The sequence below is a fragment of the Arsenicibacter sp. R0_47 genome, assembly GCF_057652235.1.
This window is the reverse complement of sequence record NZ_JBYFCJ010000029.1, coordinates 40,310-59,516: the sequence shown is the minus strand read 5'-3', so window position 1 is coordinate 59,516 and position 19,207 is coordinate 40,310. Positions and strand designations below refer to the sequence as shown.

Sequence of the window (19,207 nt, the reverse complement as noted above, 5' to 3'; positions counted from 1 at the left end):
ACAACAATGAAGAGATTTCTGATTAGTGCAATCGGGGTTGCCTTGTGCAGCCTTCAGATACTATTGGCCGGACCGGTCAATCTGCAAAAGGCTGTATTGCTTGTATCGCCGTCGATTCCGCAGCCGATGCGCGAAACGGCACCGCGTATGCTTCGTGAAGAAATAGCAAAACGTACGGCCACAACGCTTAAACAGGCCGAAATGTGGCCGAAAACAGGCGGGGTAGTCATTGCGCTGGCGTTGTCAACCGACGCGGCTCTGTACGGTGTTGATGTGCCGGTACGGACAGGTGAGGTGGCCGAACGCAAACCGGAAGGCTTCCGGGTAGTTACCGGGCAGCAGGGGGGTAATACAACCGTCTGGATAATCGGGGCCGACGCACGGGGCATATTGTTCGGGGCGGGCTGGCTGCTGCGGCAGTTGCAGATGGATGCCACACAGCTCCGGTTGCCCGACGCGGCGGATGTCGCGCTGTCGCCGGCTTATCCGATCCGGGGGCATCAGCTTGGCTACCGGACCACCGCCAATTCGTACGATGCCTGGACGGTGGCGCAGTTTGAGCAGTATATCCGCGATCTGGCTATTTTCGGATCGAATTCTGTAGAAGGGATCCCGTTTCATGAAGATGAAAACCCGAGCGTCCACTTTAAAATACCGGCGGCGGAGATGCGCATTAAGATGAGTGACATTTGCCGGCAGTACGATATGGACTACTGGGTCTGGACACCGGTCACGTTTGAGCTGCATGACGCGGCGAAACGGAAAGCCGAACTGGACATGCACGAAAGCTTTTACCGGCAGTGCCCGCGCCTTGACCATATTTTTGTGCCTGGCGGTGATCCCGGCGATAACCACCCGCGCGAGGTAATGCCATTTCTGAAAGACCTGCACGACCGGCTGGTGAAGTACCACCCGAAGGCAAAAGTCTGGCTGTCGTTGCAGGGCTTTAGTGTAGAGCAGGTCGATTACTTCTACCGCTATCTCGATCAACAGAAGCCTGCCTGGTTTGCCGGTGTCGTATCAGGGCCGAGTAGTCCGCCGATGGCCGAAACGCGGTACCGGTTGCCGAAACAATACGGCCACCGGCAGTACCCGGACATTACGCATACTGTCCGCTGCGAATTTCCGGTTGAGCACTGGGATCAGGCCTATGCGCTGACACTGGGCCGGGAGCCGGCCAACCCGAGGCCGTTTGCGTCGGCGCGGATTCAAGGCACGTTCGGGCCGTTTACGGATGGGTTTCTGGCTTATTCGGATGGTTGCCACGACGATGTGAACAAAGTAATCTGGAGCATGCGGGCGTTTGAGCCGGCAAAAGACGTAACCGAAATCCTGACCGAATACAGCCGGTTTTTCTTTAATCCGACAGTGGCCGGACAGGCGGCAGGCGGAATGCTGGCCCTGGAACAGAACTGGAAAGGCCCGCTGGCCCAAAATGGTGGAGTCGAAGCGACGTATGCCTTCTGGAAGGCGCTGGAGGCCGGTCAGCCGAAGCTGGCAGGGAACTGGCGGTGGCAGCTGTGTCTGTTGCGGGCCAATTACGATGTGTACACGCGCCGGCGGCAGCTGTACGAGCAGAAACTGGAGCAGGAAGCTAATGCGATCCTCGCCGGTGCGACTGAATCAACAATTGACGATGCGGTAACGAAAGCGCTGGACGTGATTAACCGGGCCGATAAAGCACCGGTTTCGCCGGATATACGGGCGAAGATTGACGCACTTTGTGCGGATTTATACGCTTCGATCGGCCTGCAGACGAGTGTGCCGAAATACAAAGCCAAAGGCTACGAACGGGGCGCACTGCTCGATTTTGTGGATTATCCGCTCAATAACCGCTGGTGGCTGACCGATGAGTGCGGCAAGCTGAAGAGTCTGCCCACGAAAGCGGCGCAGCTGGAACGGGTAAAGGTACTGGCAGGCTGGGAAAATCCCGGACAGGGCAGCTATTATGACGATGTATCGAATGTCAGTAAGGGGCCCCGCGTAACGACGGTTTCTGATGATGCCACCGACGTTGCGTGGTGGGACAATGGCAGTAGCCGGGCACGGTTATCGTCGCAGTTGTTTCAGCGGGCACCGGCCCTGACCTACACCAATCTGGAGCCTGGCGCGCGGTATGTCATCCGCGTGGCCGGATACGGGGAGGCCCTGTTACGGGTCGACGGCAAGCGGCTGGAGCCAGTCGTTTACAACCGCGAAGCCGAAACGTTCAAGGAGTGGATCGTGCCGCTCAGTTTGACGATGGACGGTCAGTTGTCGGTCACGTTCGATGAGCCGGAAGAATCGCATCTGAACTGGCGGAAGCAATCCCGCATTTCAGATGTCTGGCTGCTGAAACGATAACACAAAAAAATATACCACATAGATACATAGGGCACAGAAGAGACAAGGAATCTTTGTTTTTCTATGTGCTTATGTGGTATACTATTATTTTGAGACGTTAAACAAACTTCCCACACTTACCTGCCTTTCTGAAAACGGGCTGCGAGTTTATCCCAATTCATCATGGCCAGCACAATCAGCACCACACTAACTGCTAATGTGGCTGAATTTGTCTTGATGCTGAAGTGCAGCAGGACCGGCAGCAGCAAGGCATTCGTCCGGCGCATAATCTGACCGGCAAAGGCAGAGAACAGCGACAGGACTACAACCGTGATGAGCAGCATAATGGGTAAGGGCGCATTGGCCGACTGGCCCAACATCGCCTTAACGGGGTTATCCAGCCATGAGTAATGCCAGATAAACCAGACGGTACCGATGACAAAGGCCTGAAGCCAGCTGTTTAGCTGCCGGGTAGCACTTTGCAGATAATGCCGCCAGCCAAATTCCTCGCCAAAGCAATACAGCAGTTGCAGACCGGCATAGCGCAGGCTGGCGGTCAACGGTTGCCCGGTGCTGGTCAACACAAACGTGAGGGTTGCCGTCAGCACAATTCCCCAGGCCAATAATGGTTGTTTTCCGTCGACAGAATAAGTGGTCGGTGTTTTGAAGAACAGGTAGCAGAGGTGACCGCTCAGGAGCGGGCCGAATCCACAGGCAATGTCGCGCAGGTCGATACCGGAAGGGGAAGGGAATGGTAGCTTGCTTAGTGTGTAACTAAACAGGAATGCTAAAACGGAAAAGGTAATGATGGGCAGATAAGCAGAATTTTTCATGATTGGTTTGGGGGCCATGCTTTCTTTCGCTGATAGCAGGCGGTTATGAACCTAAAAAAGAGGCTGCCTGGTTACGGGCAGCCTCCTGTTACAAACGATAAAAAGTAACGTAGTGAACAGATTTAGGGGTAACAGGGGGTATTTAATCTTAATAGAGCACCCAGGTATCTTTGCCGCCGCCGCCTTGCGATGAGTTCACCACCAGCGAGCCTTTGCGGAGAGCAACACGGGTCAGGCCACCGGGAATTACGTTGATATCTTCGCCGTACAGGATATACGGGCGCAAATCAACGTGGCGGCCTTCGGCATGTTCCCCGACCAGACAAGGCACACGGGAAAGCGAAATCGTTGGCTGGGCAATATAGTTACGCGGGTTTTCCTTTATTTTCTGCCGGAACAGTTCGTGGTCTTCCTTCGACGCTTTCGGGCCGATCAGCATCCCGTAACCACCGGCTTCGTTGGCTTCTTTGACAACGAGCTGCTCAATGTTATCGAGCACATACTGGCAGTCTTCTTCCTCACCGCAGATGTAGGTTCTGACGTTCTGGATGATCGGTTCTTCGCCCAGGTAATATTTAATAATCCGTGGCACGTAGGCATAGATGACCTTGTCGTCGGCCACACCGGTGCCCGGCGCATTGGCGAGCGCAACACGGCCTTTTTTGAACACATCAAAAATACCCGGCACACCCAGAAGCGAGTCCGGATTGAAGACCTGCGGATCAAGGAACGTATCATCGAGACGCCGGTAAATAACGTCGACAATCTGAAAGCCTTTCGTGGTCCGCATCTTCACATAGCCGCCCGATACCACAAGGTCACGGGCATCGACCAGTTCGACCCCCATCTGCTGGGCCAGGTACGAATGTTCGAAGTAGGCGGAGTTATAAATTCCCGGTGTCAGAACCACCACCGTAGGGTTTGGCCGGTCGGCGATATGGGTGAGCATCTGCAGCAGGCGCGTCGGGTAATCGGATACCGGACGTACGCCCGTACGGGCCAGTGACTCAGGGAATGTCTGTTTGCTTAATTCTCTGTTTTCCAGCATGTACGATACGCCGGACGGACACCGCAGGTTATCTTCCAGCACCATCCATTGCCCGTCGTCGCCACGGATCAGGTCCGTTCCGGTAATGTGACACCAGATGTCCTTCGGTGGTTTCAGGCCGATACACGGCTTTAGAAAGCACTTACTCGACTCGATCAGATCACGGGGTACTACGCCGTCATTCAGAATATTCTGTGCGTTATAAACGTCGTGGATGAACAGGTTGAGTGCCTTTATCCGCTGAATCAGGCCGCGTTCCAGCTGATTCCACTCCATGGCATCGACGACGCGGGGAATGATGTCGATCGGCATAATCCGCTCCGTGCCTTCGCCTTCAGAATAGACATTGAACGTAATGCCCATGGCCATCAGTGCCCGTTCGGCGGCCTGCTGCCGGCGGAGCAATTCCTCGGGCGTTAACGTTTCACACCGCTGGCGAAATACTTCATACCCTGCACGAACTTGCCCGGTCGCGTCAAACATCTCGTCATAGAAGCCTTCTGTTAAATAGTCCGAGAAGGAAAAATTCTTGTTGGTCTGGCCCTGGTTTTGCATGGTAAAACCGCTGCCCTGCGATTGAAACTGTATCATACGGTCGGTTTTTTCGGAACAATATATGGAGAAAAATGAATTTTGTGAAATTTTCTTTAAAACGATTTTTCTGTCCTATGTCCGCAGCCTACCTTATGTGCTGGCAATGAAGCAGTAAAAGCTGTTTTAAATTTCTGCGTTTTCCGTGCGTCTGGTACTATTTCGGGACCTGCCATGCAGCAAGATTACATCCATGTGCCTGTTTCGTACCTACGGCACGAATCGCTGACGCGGGAATATCGGGTTGTTGCCGGTTGCAATAATTATACCCTATAGCGTTATACCGAAACGTTCGCCCAGCTCTTCCAGGCTTTTGATGACCGGATCGAGAACCGGTATACCGTTGGTGAGGCGTTCTGCCTCCATCTCCCGTTCCGGATCGCCGGGGACCAGCACCCGCTGCCCGTCGACGGCTTTCGCGCTGCGGAACCGCTGAATCCACGTATCCATGTGCTGTTTGAATTCATCGGCCGGCCGGAAGGCGTCAATGCGCATGGCGCCGAAAAAATGACCGGTGCCGATCCCGACACCTTCGCTGGCCGACATAAAACCGGCAGTCGCAAACGGTGGAACCCACGGGCCGTAATTGGCGCCTGACAGCACACCGGAGAAAATATCCACGATAGCCCCGAGCCCGTAGCCTTTGTGACTCCCATGCTCACGGTCGGAGCCCAGCGGCAGCAGCGCCCCGCCGTTACGGACCGCATTGGAATCGGTGGTGGGCTGGCCATCGGCATCCTGGGCCCAGCCGAGCGGGGCGGGTTGTCCCTTGCGCTGCAAGATCTCCAGCTTCCCGTATGCTACGGCTGTCGAGGCAAAATCGGCCAGGAACGGCGGTTCGGTCATGGCCGGAATCGCCACGGCGATTGGGTTTGTGCCCAGGAGTTTATCGAGGGAGAAGGTAGGCGCCACCAGCGGGGCGGCATGGGTCATGGCCTGACCGATCATGTCGTGTTCAGCGGCCAGCATCGCATGGTAACCGGCAATGCCGAAGTGATTGGAGTTCCGGACCGCCACCCAGCCGGTACCGGCCAGCCGGGCTTTTTCGATGGCCACCTGCATGGCCCACGGCCCGACCACAAGGCCCAGCCCGCGGTCGCCGTCGATCACGGCAGTCGAGGGGGACTCGTGCACGATGCGGATGTCCGGCGTCGGGTTTAGGCGGCCGTGATCGTATAAACGCACATAGCCCGGCAGCCGGGCCACACCGTGGGAATCGACACCGCGCAGATCAGCGCTGATTAAAACATCGGCGGCCAGCCGTGCATCGGCATCCGGACAGCCAATGGCCAAGAAGACCTGTTCGGTGAAATTTCGGAGGTTATTTGCCTGAATCATGGCGGCAAAATACCACAAAAATGAATTTTAGTTGCTTGTTTGAGGTTATGTTTACTGCTGATCATCCATTCACTTGCCGCCACTATGAGTCGGTTTCTTACCTATTTTGGCCGGGGACTCCTGGCTGTTGCCCCTATTGGATTAACCATCTGGGTTCTCTACAGTATTTTTATCTGGGTTGACGGATTAGTACCCACGCAGATTCCGGGTATTGGTTTACTGATTGTTTTCGGGATTATTCTGGGCGTGGGAGTACTGGTGTCGACGGTTATTCCGAACTCTGTGCTGAACCTCTTCGAAGGGTCCATAAAGCACATGCCCCTTGTGCGGCTGATTTATTTTTCACTGAAGGATCTGATTTCGGCTTTCGTCGGTGATAAAAAGAAGTTCAACCAGCCGGTTCTGGTCGTGGTAAACCGGCAGTCAGAGCTGAAAAAACTGGGTTTTATTACGCAGGCTGATCTGAACCACCTCGGGTTAAAAGGACATGTGGCGGTCTACTTTCCGCATTCCTATGCCTTTTCCGGTGAGCTGTTTATCGTTCCGGCCGAAAACGTGTCGCTACTGTCTATGTCCAGCTCCGATGCCATGAAACTTATCGTTTCGGGCGGGGTAGCGGCCTGAAAACAGGACGTCAGTGCGAACCGGCTGACGTCCTGTATCCTTTTCTGACGCCGGTTTTACCCGAAATACCGGAGTGCCAGCGCTGTAATGTCATCAAACTGAGGAGCTTCACCGATAAAGGTTTGCAGGCTGTCGAGCACCAGCTTATTGATCTGCTGCGGCGTAGCCGTATCGGCAACCGGCTTAAGCAGGTCGCGGACGCGCTGAATCCCGAAGCGTTCGCCGGTCAGGTTATTAGCGTCGGGCACGCCGTCGGTATACAGAAACAACGCATCACCCGGCTGAAGCTGAAACGTAGCCGATGTGTAGGCGAAACTTCCGTCGATGCAGAGGGCAAGCCCGCCTTTTTTCTTCATAATCTCAACCTCGCTGCCTTTCCGCAGAATAAGCGGTGGTTCGTGGCCGGCATCAATATATTCTACTTCGCCCGTTTTCAGGTTCAGAATGCCGACAAAAGCCGTGACAAACATCATGGCGTCGTTTTCGCGGCTCAGGAAGGTATTGATGCGGTTAACCTCATCGCAGATCGTACCGCAGTTAGGATTCGTGAAATGACTGTTGAAGAGCGCTTTGGTAATCGCCATGAACAACGAGGCCGGTACGCCTTTGTCCGACACGTCGCCGATGATGAAAAACAACTGGTTTTCGTCGATCAGGAAATAGTCGAACAGGTCACCGCCCACGTGTTTGGCCGCCTTTAGAAAACCGTGCAGGTCAAAGTCAGTGCGGTGGGGGAAGGGCGGAAAAATCTTCGGCAGCATCGATTGCTGAATATCCTGCGCGATGGTCAGGTCGTTCTGGATCGACACCAGCTGGTCGTGTTCCTTCTGGGTCCGGAGCAGCATTTCCACATGATCAACGGTTTTATTGATCGTTATCTCCAGATCCTTAAAATTGATGGGTTTTGTGACGAAGTCGAAGGCACCCCGGTTCATCGCCGTCCGGATGTTGTCCATGTCGCCGTGTGCCGAAACCATGACCGTTTTCAGGTTTGGCTGACTGCGGGTGTTCAGCTCTGTCAGAAACGTCAGGCCGTCCATTTCCGGCATGTTAATGTCGGACAAAATCAGCTGAATGTCGTTGTGTGAATCGAGCATATCGAGGGCTTCCAGTCCGTTACGGGCATAAATGAACTGAAATTTCCTGTCACGGATCTGTTTCCAGAAGCGCTGCTCAATCAGCATTTCCATGTCTTCTTCATCATCTACACTGAGTATCTTGATAGCCATGTCGGGTAATTTTTAGTTGTTTGACTTAACAGTTAAGTAAGTTGCTTTTTATTTCGGTTGAATGGGGAGTGTAATGGTAAACTCCGTGTACTCACCCGGAACGGTTTCCAGCAGCAGGTCACCATGGTGGAGCTGCCGGATAATGTCACGGCTGAGGGTAAGGCCGAGGCCGGTGCCTTTGCCGACGGGTTTGGTGGTGAAAAACGGCGTAAAGAGCTTTTTCCGGATGTCGTCCGGGATGCCGTCGCCGTTATCGCGGATTTTAACACAGATCAGTTCAGGTGTCCGTTCTGTGCCAATGGTGAGGGTGGGTTTAAACCCCTTGCCTTCGCGTTTGCGGCGTTCATTGACCGCATAACAGGCATTCAGTACGAGGTTCAGAATCACACGGTTAAATTCGTACGGAGCGATGTGTACCTTGCCGACTTCCGGATCGAAGCGGAACACAAACGACACATTGAATTCAGTATCTCCTGCGCGCACCCCCTGATAGGCGAGTTTCGAAAACTCTTCAACCAGGGTGTTCAGGCTGATCGACTCAAAATGGGTTTCGTCGGCCCGCACCTGTGCCAGCATGCCCTGAATAATCCGCTGCGCCCGGGCGCCGTTCTCCTCAATCCGGCTAACGTTGGAATGCAGCCGGCCGACAAGCATGGCCAGTTCCTCCTTTTCGTCAGCGCCTGGCGTGTCGTGGAGTTCGTTGACAATCCGTTCGGCCTCTTCGGCCAGCTCAACGGAAATCTGCGCGTAGTTATTGATGAAATTCAGCGGATTCTTGATTTCATGCAGGATACCGGCCGTCAGCTGACCGATCGACGCTAAACGATCAAGCTCCTGGACCCGCTCCCGCATGCTGTCCATCTCTGCTTGTTGTTCGGTCAGGGTTTGCGTGGATATAACCGTACCATCGTTCCCGGTATTTGTGTTTTGTTTTGGGGGTTCCATAGCAATAACGTTAAAAGTCAAAACGCTGCTTCAGCCTGTTTTCAGGAGATTACCGGCAGGGCCATGTAGATTTCCGTGAACTCACCTTCTTTTGATTGAATATTAATTTTTCCCTTATGAATCTGAATAATGTCTTTTGTCATAAACAGGCCGAGACCCGTGCCTTTCGAAGTAGGTTTTGTGGTGAAAAAAGGGCTGAATAAACGCTCTAAATCGCGCGGGGGAATTCCTTTGCCGTTATCGCGGATAGAAATATAGACATACTGCTCATCGGTCCGGGTTGATACCGTAATTTCAGGCGTAAATTCCTTTACGGATTTGTTTTTCTCCGCGAGCGTATAGAATGAGTTATTAATAATATTGCTGACAGCCTGCGACAGTTCGTGCGGCAGAATGTTGACATGCGTTGTTTGCCGGGCTGTATTCAGAACAAGGTTTACCGGCAGGCCATTATATTCTGTTTTTAATTGCGTAAAAGTGGCTTTTACTTTATTTTCAATGAAGTGATTAAATTCGGTTTCAATAAAATCAGTTGATTTTTCGGTCAGCAGTTTCTGCATGTCTTTCAGAATACGGGTTGTACTGTTACCGTGTTCGATGATTTTTCTGGAATTATTTTTGAGCATATTCAGCTCAAATAATAAATCCTCCAGCTGCTCTTCGGATAAACCGGTCGAATTGGTTTCGACATTACCGATCATTTCCTCCAGAACGGCATCAGACGATTCCGAGAAATTTGTGACGTAATTGATCGGGTTCAGGATGCGGTCTACAATGCCTTTTGTCAATTGCCCGACGGAAGCGAGTTTCTCCTGACGGATGAGTTCGTCCTGTGCGTTGTTCAGGTTTTTCAGCGTAATCTCCAGATTTTCCAGGAGGCGGGTTTTGATGTAGGCCGCAATCAGGTGTTCCTTTAAGTGCCTGATCATCGTAAGGTCCCGCTGGTCGAAGGCAAAGGGGCGGATGTTGTTTTCGAGGGTGATAAAGCCTTCGGTCCGCTGCTCATTGACGATGGCAATTGTGAGCAGTGATTTAGGCGTAACCAGATCATCTACGGCGTTACCCAGCGGCTCAAAGTCGGGGTGGTTTTTAACGTAGATGTCGTCAAATACCTCCTCTGCACCGTCGATATAGCGTTTTTGTGCCTGCTCCGGTGTAATCTGTACGTCTGCGACATAAGCCAGTTCGCGGCTGCCGCGCAGGGCCTTGAAGCGGAACATGCCCGATTCCTGGTCAACGATCAGCACGGTGGCGCTGTCCATGTTCCGGATAACGGTAAACCGGCTCAGAATGGTCTGGAACAGATTGCCGGAATCGAGTTCGGCATTCACTGCCTGAATAATGACGTCGATTTTTTCGAGCTGATCGTTCTTAACTGACAGTTCCTCCGACTGCCGCTCCAGCGTTTCTTTCTGTTCAACAATTTCTTCGGTTCGTTCCTTTACAACATTTTCCAGTAGCTGCCGCTCGGAATCAGCCCGGTTCAGCCGTTTTTTGATAACAATAAAGAGGACGATCAGCCCACTGATCATGTATAACAGATAGGCCCACCACGTTAAATAAAATGGGGTTTTTATCGTAAATAAAAATGTCGCTTCCTGCCCTTCATTACCGGAATCATCTCTGGCTTTTACATGAAATGTATACGAACCATAGGGTAATTTACTGTATTCTTTCGTTGCCTGAGTTGACCAGTCAGACCAGCGATCATCTAGCCCTTCCAGAAAATACCTGTACTGAATACTGGTATTCGGCGTATAGGTGGGCGCTGAAAAATCGATGGTTAACCCGCTGAAATTTGATTTAAAAACAAGGGCATTTTTTGCCTGATCAGCCGCCGGCGTAAAACCATTATAAAGAATCCGTGTCGTATCTTCTGTAACCGAAATTTTCCGGATCAGGGTTGTAAACGGAATAGAGTCCTTTGCCAGTCCGGACCTGTCATAATGGATCAGTGCCTCAATTCCGCCGAACCAGACAGAAGCCGGTCCGTCCGGATAAATTGTCCGGATATTCATGGTATTTACCGGCGAAAAAGGCTTACGGATAATGGTATAGGCAGCGCCTTCTTTTTTGAATAAACTAATCTGCCGTTCATCACCGCTGAGGGTCCACAGATTGCCGTTGGCTTCGGCACTAATCCGGCTGAACCATTTTTCAGTAGCCGAGCCGAAGACACCGGTCGAAAAGGGAATAAACCGTTTGTCGGATGGATTGAACCGGAAGAGGCCGTTGGCGTTATAGGCAATAAGATCGTTACCGCTTAGCCAGAGCTGATTACCATAGTCCGTTCCGAGGCCTGCCTTGCTGCTGTAATTGGTAAGCGCACGGGTGACCGGATCATAGGTATACAGGCCGTGCGACAGACTTTGCAGCCAGAGTAAACCCGAAGGTTCTTCCACGACCGATACGATATTATCCGGAACCGCAATTTTCTCAGCACCCACCGGTTTGTTGTCGCGGTGAATACCGTCGCGGTGAATGCCGTCGCGGTGAACACCGTCGCGGAGAATCTGGAAACTGTTTTCGGCGCCTACATAGATGGTTCCGGGGTAAACGGCTGAGGGCTTGACCGCAAAGGAAAAGTCACCCGACAGTTTGCTGACTGCAAGTCCCTGAATTTTATAAATTCCGCTTCCGGTTGCCACGTAGAGGGCATCCTGCCCGACTCCCAGTCCCCAGCAACCCGCCTGAATCACCGGTTTCAGCATGGCATCCTGAGCCAGAAAAAGGCCTTTTGTCGCCGCCACAAACAAGTGACCGTTATACCGGACCATGTCGTTGACAATACCTTTGCGGGAGGCGTCAATGAATGTCAGCGGCGAAGCCGTATTGATCAGCGCAATGCCGTTGTCGAGCGCCAGCCAGAGATTGCCGGCGTTGTCCCGGAACATATCGTTAACCGGTTCATGATTGATCTGAGCGGTACTATTGGCCTGTGTGACGATCTTGCCGAACCGGTCAATCGTCAGCAAGCCGTTCTCTTCCGACCATAATACGAAGCGGTCGCCGGTCGCCTGAATAGCCCGCGTCAGGCTAACAAATTGTTTCTGCTGAATGTACGGCGTCAGCGTGCTGCCTTTGAGTTTATACAAGCCGGCATTGCGGGTAACCACCAGATGTTCCTCATGCCCAAGGGGGAGAACCGCTGCTATTTTATCCGGCGCAGGAGCTGCTCCTGAAACCGGCGAAAACAGGCCATCGCTGAATCTGAGCAGGTTATTCTCGCGTGTTACGACAAAAAGCGCCTGATCTGAGGCAAAGGCAGTCTGGATGTTCAGTTGGGTTTCCCAGCTCCGGACGCGTTTAGTGGCAGGCTGACAGGCGTATACCGTGTGTTGGGAAAAGGTATAGATTGTGCCATGTGATTCAACTAGTTTGTGCTGAAACTGCGTGTGCTTTTCTTTGAACGTAATAAGTGGTGTAAAAACGGGCTCACCCTGCGGGCCGGCATCAACAACCCCTACCTCCGTGTCGGTTACGGCAAACAGTTTGTTGCCGGTGGTCCGTAACAATGATGTTACGCGCATCCGGGTTGGAATAAGCTGCCAGTTTTGGCCGTCATATTCCAGAATACCCGCGAAATTTCCGAAGTACATCAGTCCGCGGTTATCCTGTGTCACGGCAAAATTCTGCGTATGTGCTTTGTATGTTTTCGGAGAATAAACTTCCGTAAACGGTAACCCTTTTTCTATTTGTGCCGGCAGATAACCGGGCAACAAAACACATAGCAGTCGTAGCCCAAATGCTGTTAGACTGCTTTGGGTCTTTGTAAACTGTTTTTTGATAGATGAGACCAGACTAATCATGACTGTAATTCCGGATTAGGCATGCTGGCTACCGGCTGATAACCGGAAAAATCATACGAACCGGCAACACGGGTATCCGTCATACAGATGTAATAGATAGCACAATTCCCGATTGCTTTCATATCCGTTATCGTATCGGTATACAGATAATAATTAGGCGCGTCCATAAAAAAGAAATCATTATTTATGGGAGTAAGCTGCAACCGGCCTTTGGTGAGGATAATGCCTGAAAAATCAGGATGATTCTGCTTTATCGTATTGGTGTATACATGCGTATCAGAAGCCAGTATCGCTGCTTCCATATTGGCCGAAATATGATAAAGTTTATCAAGATATTTATCAGGAAATACATCTGTCTGTAATAGAGATTCTACTTTACATACTTCCAGTAAATGGGTAGAAGAATTACTGATAATATCGTTACAAATAGCTATATGAACTTGCTGCTTATTATCTGAAAAATACCTGTAAAAACTATTGAATTTTTCGGGCTGAAATAAGTATAGACTATACAGACAAAGCTCCGAAATAATTTTATGTTTTGAGGCTGCATAGGTGGCATAGGTAAGCATGACGTTATCGTCGCTGAACTGGTGCATTTGTTTTATGGCCAGTGCCTTTGTAATCAGGTGAACTTCCTGATCACTCCGGTTAGCCAGATCAAACAGGCAATCGGTAACGGATACGGTTTGCTGCGGAAAATAGGGCTCAAGTCTGGTCAGTATTTCTTCTTTTGTAGCATCTTCGAACAAGGGAAGAAGTTTTGCTTTGAGTTCTTCCGAAATCAGCAGATTTAATATTTCATTCAGGTAGCCACGGCTTTGCTTATTTTTTTGCTGAATCAACTCCTTTACGTATAAAAACTTGTCGTCATTGTAATAAAGGGATAGTAAAATCAGCAGCCCGTCCAAGGTTTCTTCCCGTTCCAGCGTAATCGCTTTTATCAGCAGCGAAAACGAATGATCAGCCGGCTGGCTGAGGATTAATTCAGCCGATAGTGTCCGGAGATAGCGGTTGATCATGCCGTCAATATCATTCAGTAGTAAGGAGCGTTCACGAATAGTTGCCTGATAGCCAAGCTGTAGAAGGGAGCGGTAAAGCTGCAGCCTGATGCCGGCAGGCTGTCCTTCCATAAGCTTACGCAGAATGTGAATTGCCCGCAAGCCACCGATTGTTGTGATCACCTGAATCAGAGCTGTCAGGTCATTTGTTTTCAGGGATTTATCATTGAAGCAACGCCCGAGTAACGGCAGAACCGGTTCGCCGATCCGGCTCAGTGCCTCGTGAGCCGTCTGATGGCAGGCATCGATGAAAAGGTTAGGGATCACATGCTCCCAGACTTCCGGTTTTGTGGTATTAGCGGCAGCCACAATGGCCGGTTGCCTCACGGCTTCCGACGGGTCATTTAACAAATTGATAATCAGCTTATCTGTTTTAATGAGCCGGTAACTCCGGAGTTGCCGGGCTGCCTGTAGCCGGTCTGCTGCAAGTGGTGATCCGGCCAGTTTGACGAGCTCATTCACATCCGCCTGCGACCGGCCGGCAGTGGGTTCACCCGTGACAGGCTTGATTGCCAGAGCCGGTATACTGGTTAATAACGGAGTGCGGTTTGCCAGAAAGCTGATGATTTTTTCCTTGTACTCGTTGCGCATCAGATAGGCAATTACCAGCCAGACAACCAGGTAAATGAGCAGTAATGAAAAGACATCCGTACTGTTTTTAAAGCCGGAAGATGTCAGAAAAATCAGGCTTCCGCCGGCAAAAATATACCCCAGCGGCTTGATGTAAATTTCGACAAGGTTCTGAAGATGAATGCTTTCGGTATGTGGCAGGGGCTGGTATAATAGCTGAAAAGAGGTGTCACTGAACGAACGCCTGACCGAGGTAATAAAAAACCGGCTCATCAGTACCAGAAAGAAAATATTAATGTCAGCAGTATACAGCAGCAATATGGCCACGGCAATAATCAGCAGGGCAACCGGCAGCACAATCAGGCTGGACGAAACGCCGAACAGATTGGTAATAAACTGGTAGAGAAAGGATTTGATAATCAGTTCGATAATTGAGCAGGTGAACAGAAACTGCCCGATAAAGGCCGCCAGCTGCTCCTTGTCCGTATACTGCGCTTTACTGTCAACCGAAAAGATGTATTCTATCAGATAAAGGCAGACAATGGGGAGTGCGGCCAGCAGGTACACAAAGAGGTGATACTGGCTGGTTTGCCGGGTGAAAATACTGCCTGCGGAGGCCGCCCCTTCAGCGACCGGCGCTTTTCTGAAGGCCAGTAACTGACTGTATTTCTGCTGAATAACCGCATAAAAAAAGATCGAGGCGGCAATGCAGCCAATGGCAATGACCAGCAAGCCTTCGACGGTCAGAAGTTTGTGGCTGACCAGGTAACTGACCAGAAAATTAGCAATGGTTGAGGCAACGACTTCTCCTGTTCCCAACAACCCGAATAACCGTTTTGCCTGCTCCAGATTAAAGATTTTAGAAGCCGCAATCCAGAACGTAAAACTGAAAACAAACAGGTTGGCACGAATTAAGAGAAACAGAGCGAATACAATCCATTTATTCTGGAAAATAAAGTAAGAATAGAGCAGCAGACCGGCTACAATTGTCAGACCAATGACTAACCATTTTGACAGGGTAGAGTATAGTATTTTACTCTGGATGTAGAGGTTACTTTTACCGATCAGAAAGACAAGAATACCTCCTGCAATATAGGCAACCGGAAGGTCTTTGTTACTGAAATTACTTAAGAAAAGTGTTGTGGCTGCGGTGTAATAAATATACAAACCGACACTAATAACAAACGAATAACTGATCAGGAGAAAAACCGTCTGCGATTCTCCTGATTTTAAACTGAAAAGAGCCTCTATGCGTTTGCCCGATACCATCAATGCATCAATACGTTGGTTTAAAAATAGTCTGACAGTAAATATATACTGAAATAGTATGGTATACTCTATAAATGACTGTAACTATTGACTTAAAATATTATATTTATAGTAATATTAGTTAACGTATCTATGATAAAGCAAGATGGACACTATGACTGACATATATTTAACGTTTGACTGTTACGAAAATGAGGTATTTCAGCATAATTCAACCCTTAAGCTTAGGTTATATGATCTGATTCGCCAGAGCTACAAAAATGTTGCCGAGCTGATTGACCGGATTTACCTTGTCAATGACACAGCGTTTGTTGCCCGGGATCAAGACAAAATTGTTGGCATACTTTTTTTTAGTTTTAAAAACCGCACGTCATTTTTAATTCGTGATGAAAAATTTACGGCTATTTACAATGGTTATGCCGTAACGGATCTCGACTATCGCAACAGCGGCGTTTTACAGAAACTAATCCAGTTTGCAACTCAGTTTTTTTGCAGCCGGATTCTGGCTGATGATTCCCGTTTATTACTTTATGCCATCACATCAAATCCGTATGCATTACGTGCCTATCGTAAGGTCTGCCCGTATATGGAACCATTTGAAAACGGATCGTTTACTGAAAACGGCCGTCTGATTGCCCACCAGCTTAAGCATGATTTAGGCATTAACCGGCAGGATGGTGAACATCCTTTTACGTTCAATACCTCATTGCCACAGCGCTACAGCGATTTTGAACAGGAAAACCTGAGCAATGCGCCGGATAAAGAGCGGCTGTTTCTCAAGTCGCTGGGTATCAATGAGCAGGCCGGCGACCGGATTGTGTTTTTCTGGCTGACAACTCCCTTTCAGAGCCGTCTTACAGACTGATCATGAGCCTTAGCATCGCATTCCGTCCTTTCTGAGGAGTGCGATATGCCTGCGTCGTTCCGTTGGCCGACCGCGTGCCCGGATCAGCGTACACTTCGTTGAGGGCGTTGTTCAGAATCAGCTGCGCCTGCGCAAACGGCAAAATCCGGTAGCTGATCGTCGCATTCACCAGCGTATACGCCGGAAAATACCCGCCCGGCTGTTTTGTATTCCCCGGCACTGACGTGCCCGGACCCACCGGCCGCTTACCCACATAGTTGAACCGTACGTTAATGTTTAGTTTATCGGCCAGAAACCGTCCGTTAGCCCCTGCATTGAGGTGATGTTTGGCGATATCTCCCACCTGCAATTGCGTTTTTACGTATTCGCCCGCCGCATTGGTTGTTGTTACCCCACGAAAAGCATTCGTATAGCTGTAGTTTGCATAAAACCGGAAGCGTTCTGATAGCTGGTAGTCGGCAACAGCCTGAATACCATAGATATCGGCCGTTCCGGTATTCTGTTTTTGCAGGGTCCGGCCCGTCAGGTAAGGGACAGACACTTCTTCGACAATGTTCCGGCAGTTTTCGTAATAGGCCGTCACACCGACCTGATAGCGGTTCGGGGAGTTGTAGTTTACCGCCAGCTCAAGGTTGTCGATTCGGTCTGGGCGTAATGTCGGGTTGTTTTTCAGCCGTGTCGAACTGATGGCATAGCGGTCGCGGCTCGATGCATCCTGAAACGCCTTGGCATAGATGGCCTTAAATGCAAACCGGCCGGGCGTATAGGTCAGGGCCACACGCGGGTTGAGTTCACTGCCGTAACCGCCGCTTTCCCGGATGCGGGCAAAGTCATACCGGCCGCCAACCGTCAGCGCCCATTGCGGGTTCATGGTGTAGGTGCCCTGGAAAAAAGCCCCCATGTTGAAATATTCAAACGAGTTGCCGCCCGCCGTGTTATCGAGTGAACTGCGGCCGTAATCCTTCGCGCTGGTATCAATCGGAGCCGCCAGCGTGTAATTAATCGTAATCTGCTTGTAATCACCCTGCATGATGCTGCTCCGGGTTTCGATACCGCCTACCAGATCGAGCTGGCGCACGGGCGAAGCAATCAGCCGGAGTTCATTCCGGAACTGATTCGAATGCTGGTAAAAGTACTGGGTTTCCCAATACGGGTTTGTGCTGCGGGATAGGTTGTAGCCAAGCCGCACGAGCGCCGGAACGGTATCGGCGTTTATCGTCGGGTTCGCCTGCGCAAACGGGTACAGCAGGCTGGCATTACTGTAGTTTTTGAGCGTAACGGCCCGCGACTGTTCATTGACTTCATCAACGCGGTACTGCGTAGTATTGATCAGCGACAGCTTGTCTTTGATAATTTCCTTGTTGTATACCGCATAGACCAGCGTTTGCTTTGGTTTCCAGAGATTACCGTTTTTGGCACCGGCCCGCGAGTTATCATTTGCCGAATTAAGCGTGCCTTCTTCAAGGTTCCAAAGCTGAAATCCCAGCGTTACATCATTGAACGTCAGGCTGGAACGGATGTAAAAGGCTTTCAGCAGATTGGAGTAGCCGATGGGATTACCACTGACAGTCTGCTGAAGCGCTTTCTGATCAAAATCACGGGCAGCAGCCACACCGGCCGGCGTTAATTCGAGCGCGTTGCCGTTGAGGGCGTAATAGGGCGCATGGCTGGTTCCGTCCGTGAGGCCGTATTTATTGGCGTAGTAGGCACCCTTCGAGCCGATTCTGAGCAGACCGGCATAATTCACCTGATTGTAATCGGCCGGATTAAAATCGTATTCCTGATAACCGGACAGGTCCTGAAGATTCGAAAAATAGCCTCTGCCCGTTATGGTAAAGGCCATGCTGCCAACCCGCGTTGCGGCGGTTACGTCGGCATACCGGGTGTTATACGAACCGTAGCCCATGTCGGCAATTACGGCCGTTTTTTTGTTGCCCGGCAGCAAGTCTTTCGGGCCTTTGGTAATCACGTTAACAACACCCAGAAAGGCGTTTGCACCGTAGATGGTGGAGGAGGGCCCGTACACGATCTCAACCCGCTTCACATTGGAAACCGGAATCTGGGTCGACCAGTAAACGATGTTGCTCCAGAAATCATTTTCCTCGATGCCGTTGATCATGAACAGCGTACGCTCCGTATTGTCGGAACGGTAACCGCGCTGGTAAATGTTGGAGTAGGTCAGGCCATAACTCCGCGATACGTCGAAGCCCGGCAGGTCGCTGAACATGGCTTCCAGATCGGTATAGCCGCGCTGCCGGATATCGTCTTCGGAAATAACAATGGCCGTAGCCGGTGCCTTATAGAGGTCTTCGGGCTTCTTGGAAACCGAGGTGACCTGTACGACCCGCGCCTGGCTTTGCCGGATGCCGTTGACCAGACTGATGAAGCGGTAGGGGAGCAGCAGCTCGTTTTCCGGCTCATAGGTCGGGTTATAGACCAGCATCTGCTCAATGGCCTGCGTGGCACGCTGGGTCGAATCCATGGCCAAGTACGTGAGCGACAGGAGCCTGTAGGCGAGTGCTTTATTTGCATCTTCGAACCCGTTGGTTTCCAGACAGGGATTCAGCAGGGCAAATACCCGGTTAAAATTTCCCTTAGTATAGAAATCCTGCGCTTCCTTGATTTTATATTCACCGCATCCCTGACCCATGGTCTGTAACGCGGTACTTACCAATAATCCGGTCAGAATTAAACGTATCATCT

Annotated in this window: 11 protein-coding genes; 3 read left to right on the top strand and 8 right to left on the bottom strand. The window is 50.9% G+C overall.

The genetic code is table 11. The annotated features are described in order from the left end of the window. Positions 1–6 precede the first annotated feature (6 nt). Positions 7–2,343 carry a hypothetical protein gene (locus AC23NW_RS29580; protein WP_487454124.1) on the top strand — a complete coding sequence of 779 codons (2,337 nt, stop codon included), beginning with the start codon at positions 7–9 and terminating at the stop codon, positions 2,341–2,343. Between the two features lie 116 nt (positions 2,344–2,459). Here the strand turns inward: AC23NW_RS29580 and AC23NW_RS29575 are convergent, their stop codons facing one another. The 3 genes from AC23NW_RS29575 to AC23NW_RS29565 form a co-directional block, all read right to left on the bottom strand. Beyond that, positions 2,460–3,155, bottom strand: a complete 696-nt coding sequence (locus AC23NW_RS29575; protein WP_487454122.1) for a CPBP family glutamic-type intramembrane protease — start codon at positions 3,153–3,155, stop codon at positions 2,460–2,462. A 148-nt stretch (positions 3,156–3,303) separates the two neighbouring features. Next, complete coding sequence (locus AC23NW_RS29570; protein ID WP_293843398.1) at positions 3,304–4,758, bottom strand: circularly permuted type 2 ATP-grasp protein; 1,455 nt, start codon at positions 4,756–4,758, stop codon at positions 3,304–3,306. A 306-nt stretch (positions 4,759–5,064) separates the two neighbouring features. After that, entirely contained in the window at positions 5,065–6,132 is a 1,068-nt protein-coding gene (locus AC23NW_RS29565) for an Ldh family oxidoreductase (RefSeq protein ID WP_487454159.1), read from the bottom strand. A gap of 84 nt (positions 6,133–6,216) precedes the next feature. On the opposite strand from AC23NW_RS29565, the gene AC23NW_RS29560 reads away from it, so the two are divergent. Further along, positions 6,217–6,756, top strand: coding sequence for a DUF502 domain-containing protein (locus tag AC23NW_RS29560; protein ID WP_293843378.1), 540 nt, complete (start codon positions 6,217–6,219; stop codon positions 6,754–6,756). 56 nt (positions 6,757–6,812) lie between these two features. Here AC23NW_RS29560 and AC23NW_RS29555 read toward each other — a convergent pair whose 3' ends face one another. The 4 genes from AC23NW_RS29555 to AC23NW_RS29540 all read right to left on the bottom strand — a co-directional run bounded on the left by AC23NW_RS29555 (position 6,813) and on the right by AC23NW_RS29540 (position 15,537). Beyond that, positions 6,813–7,985, bottom strand: a complete 1,173-nt coding sequence (locus AC23NW_RS29555) for a PP2C family protein-serine/threonine phosphatase (protein WP_487454120.1) — start codon at positions 7,983–7,985, stop codon at positions 6,813–6,815. Positions 7,986–8,033: 48 nt separating this feature from the next. After that, positions 8,034–8,930 carry a sensor histidine kinase gene (locus tag AC23NW_RS29550; RefSeq protein WP_487454118.1) on the bottom strand — a complete coding sequence of 299 codons (897 nt, stop codon included), beginning with the start codon at positions 8,928–8,930 and terminating at the stop codon, positions 8,034–8,036. Positions 8,931–8,971: 41 nt separating this feature from the next. Next, a complete protein-coding gene (locus AC23NW_RS29545; protein WP_487454116.1) occupies positions 8,972–12,529 on the bottom strand; it encodes a sensor histidine kinase in 3,558 nt (1,185 codons plus the stop codon). A 206-nt stretch (positions 12,530–12,735) separates the two neighbouring features. Beyond that, positions 12,736–15,537: a hypothetical protein gene (locus AC23NW_RS29540; RefSeq protein ID WP_487454115.1), complete on the bottom strand. Its 2,802-nt coding sequence runs from the start codon at positions 15,535–15,537 to the stop codon at positions 12,736–12,738. A gap of 256 nt (positions 15,538–15,793) precedes the next feature. Here AC23NW_RS29540 and AC23NW_RS29535 point away from each other — a divergent pair, with 256 nt between their 5' ends. Beyond that, positions 15,794–16,504 (top strand): GNAT family protein, encoded by a 711-nt coding sequence (locus AC23NW_RS29535; protein ID WP_487454114.1) that lies wholly within the window; start codon positions 15,794–15,796, stop codon positions 16,502–16,504. Here AC23NW_RS29535 and AC23NW_RS29530 read toward each other — a convergent pair. Beyond that, positions 16,494–19,205, bottom strand: a complete 2,712-nt coding sequence (locus AC23NW_RS29530; protein WP_487454112.1) for a TonB-dependent receptor plug domain-containing protein — start codon at positions 19,203–19,205, stop codon at positions 16,494–16,496. The two genes, AC23NW_RS29535 and AC23NW_RS29530, sit on opposite strands and share 11 nt — an antisense overlap. Positions 19,206–19,207: the final 2 nt, after the last annotated feature.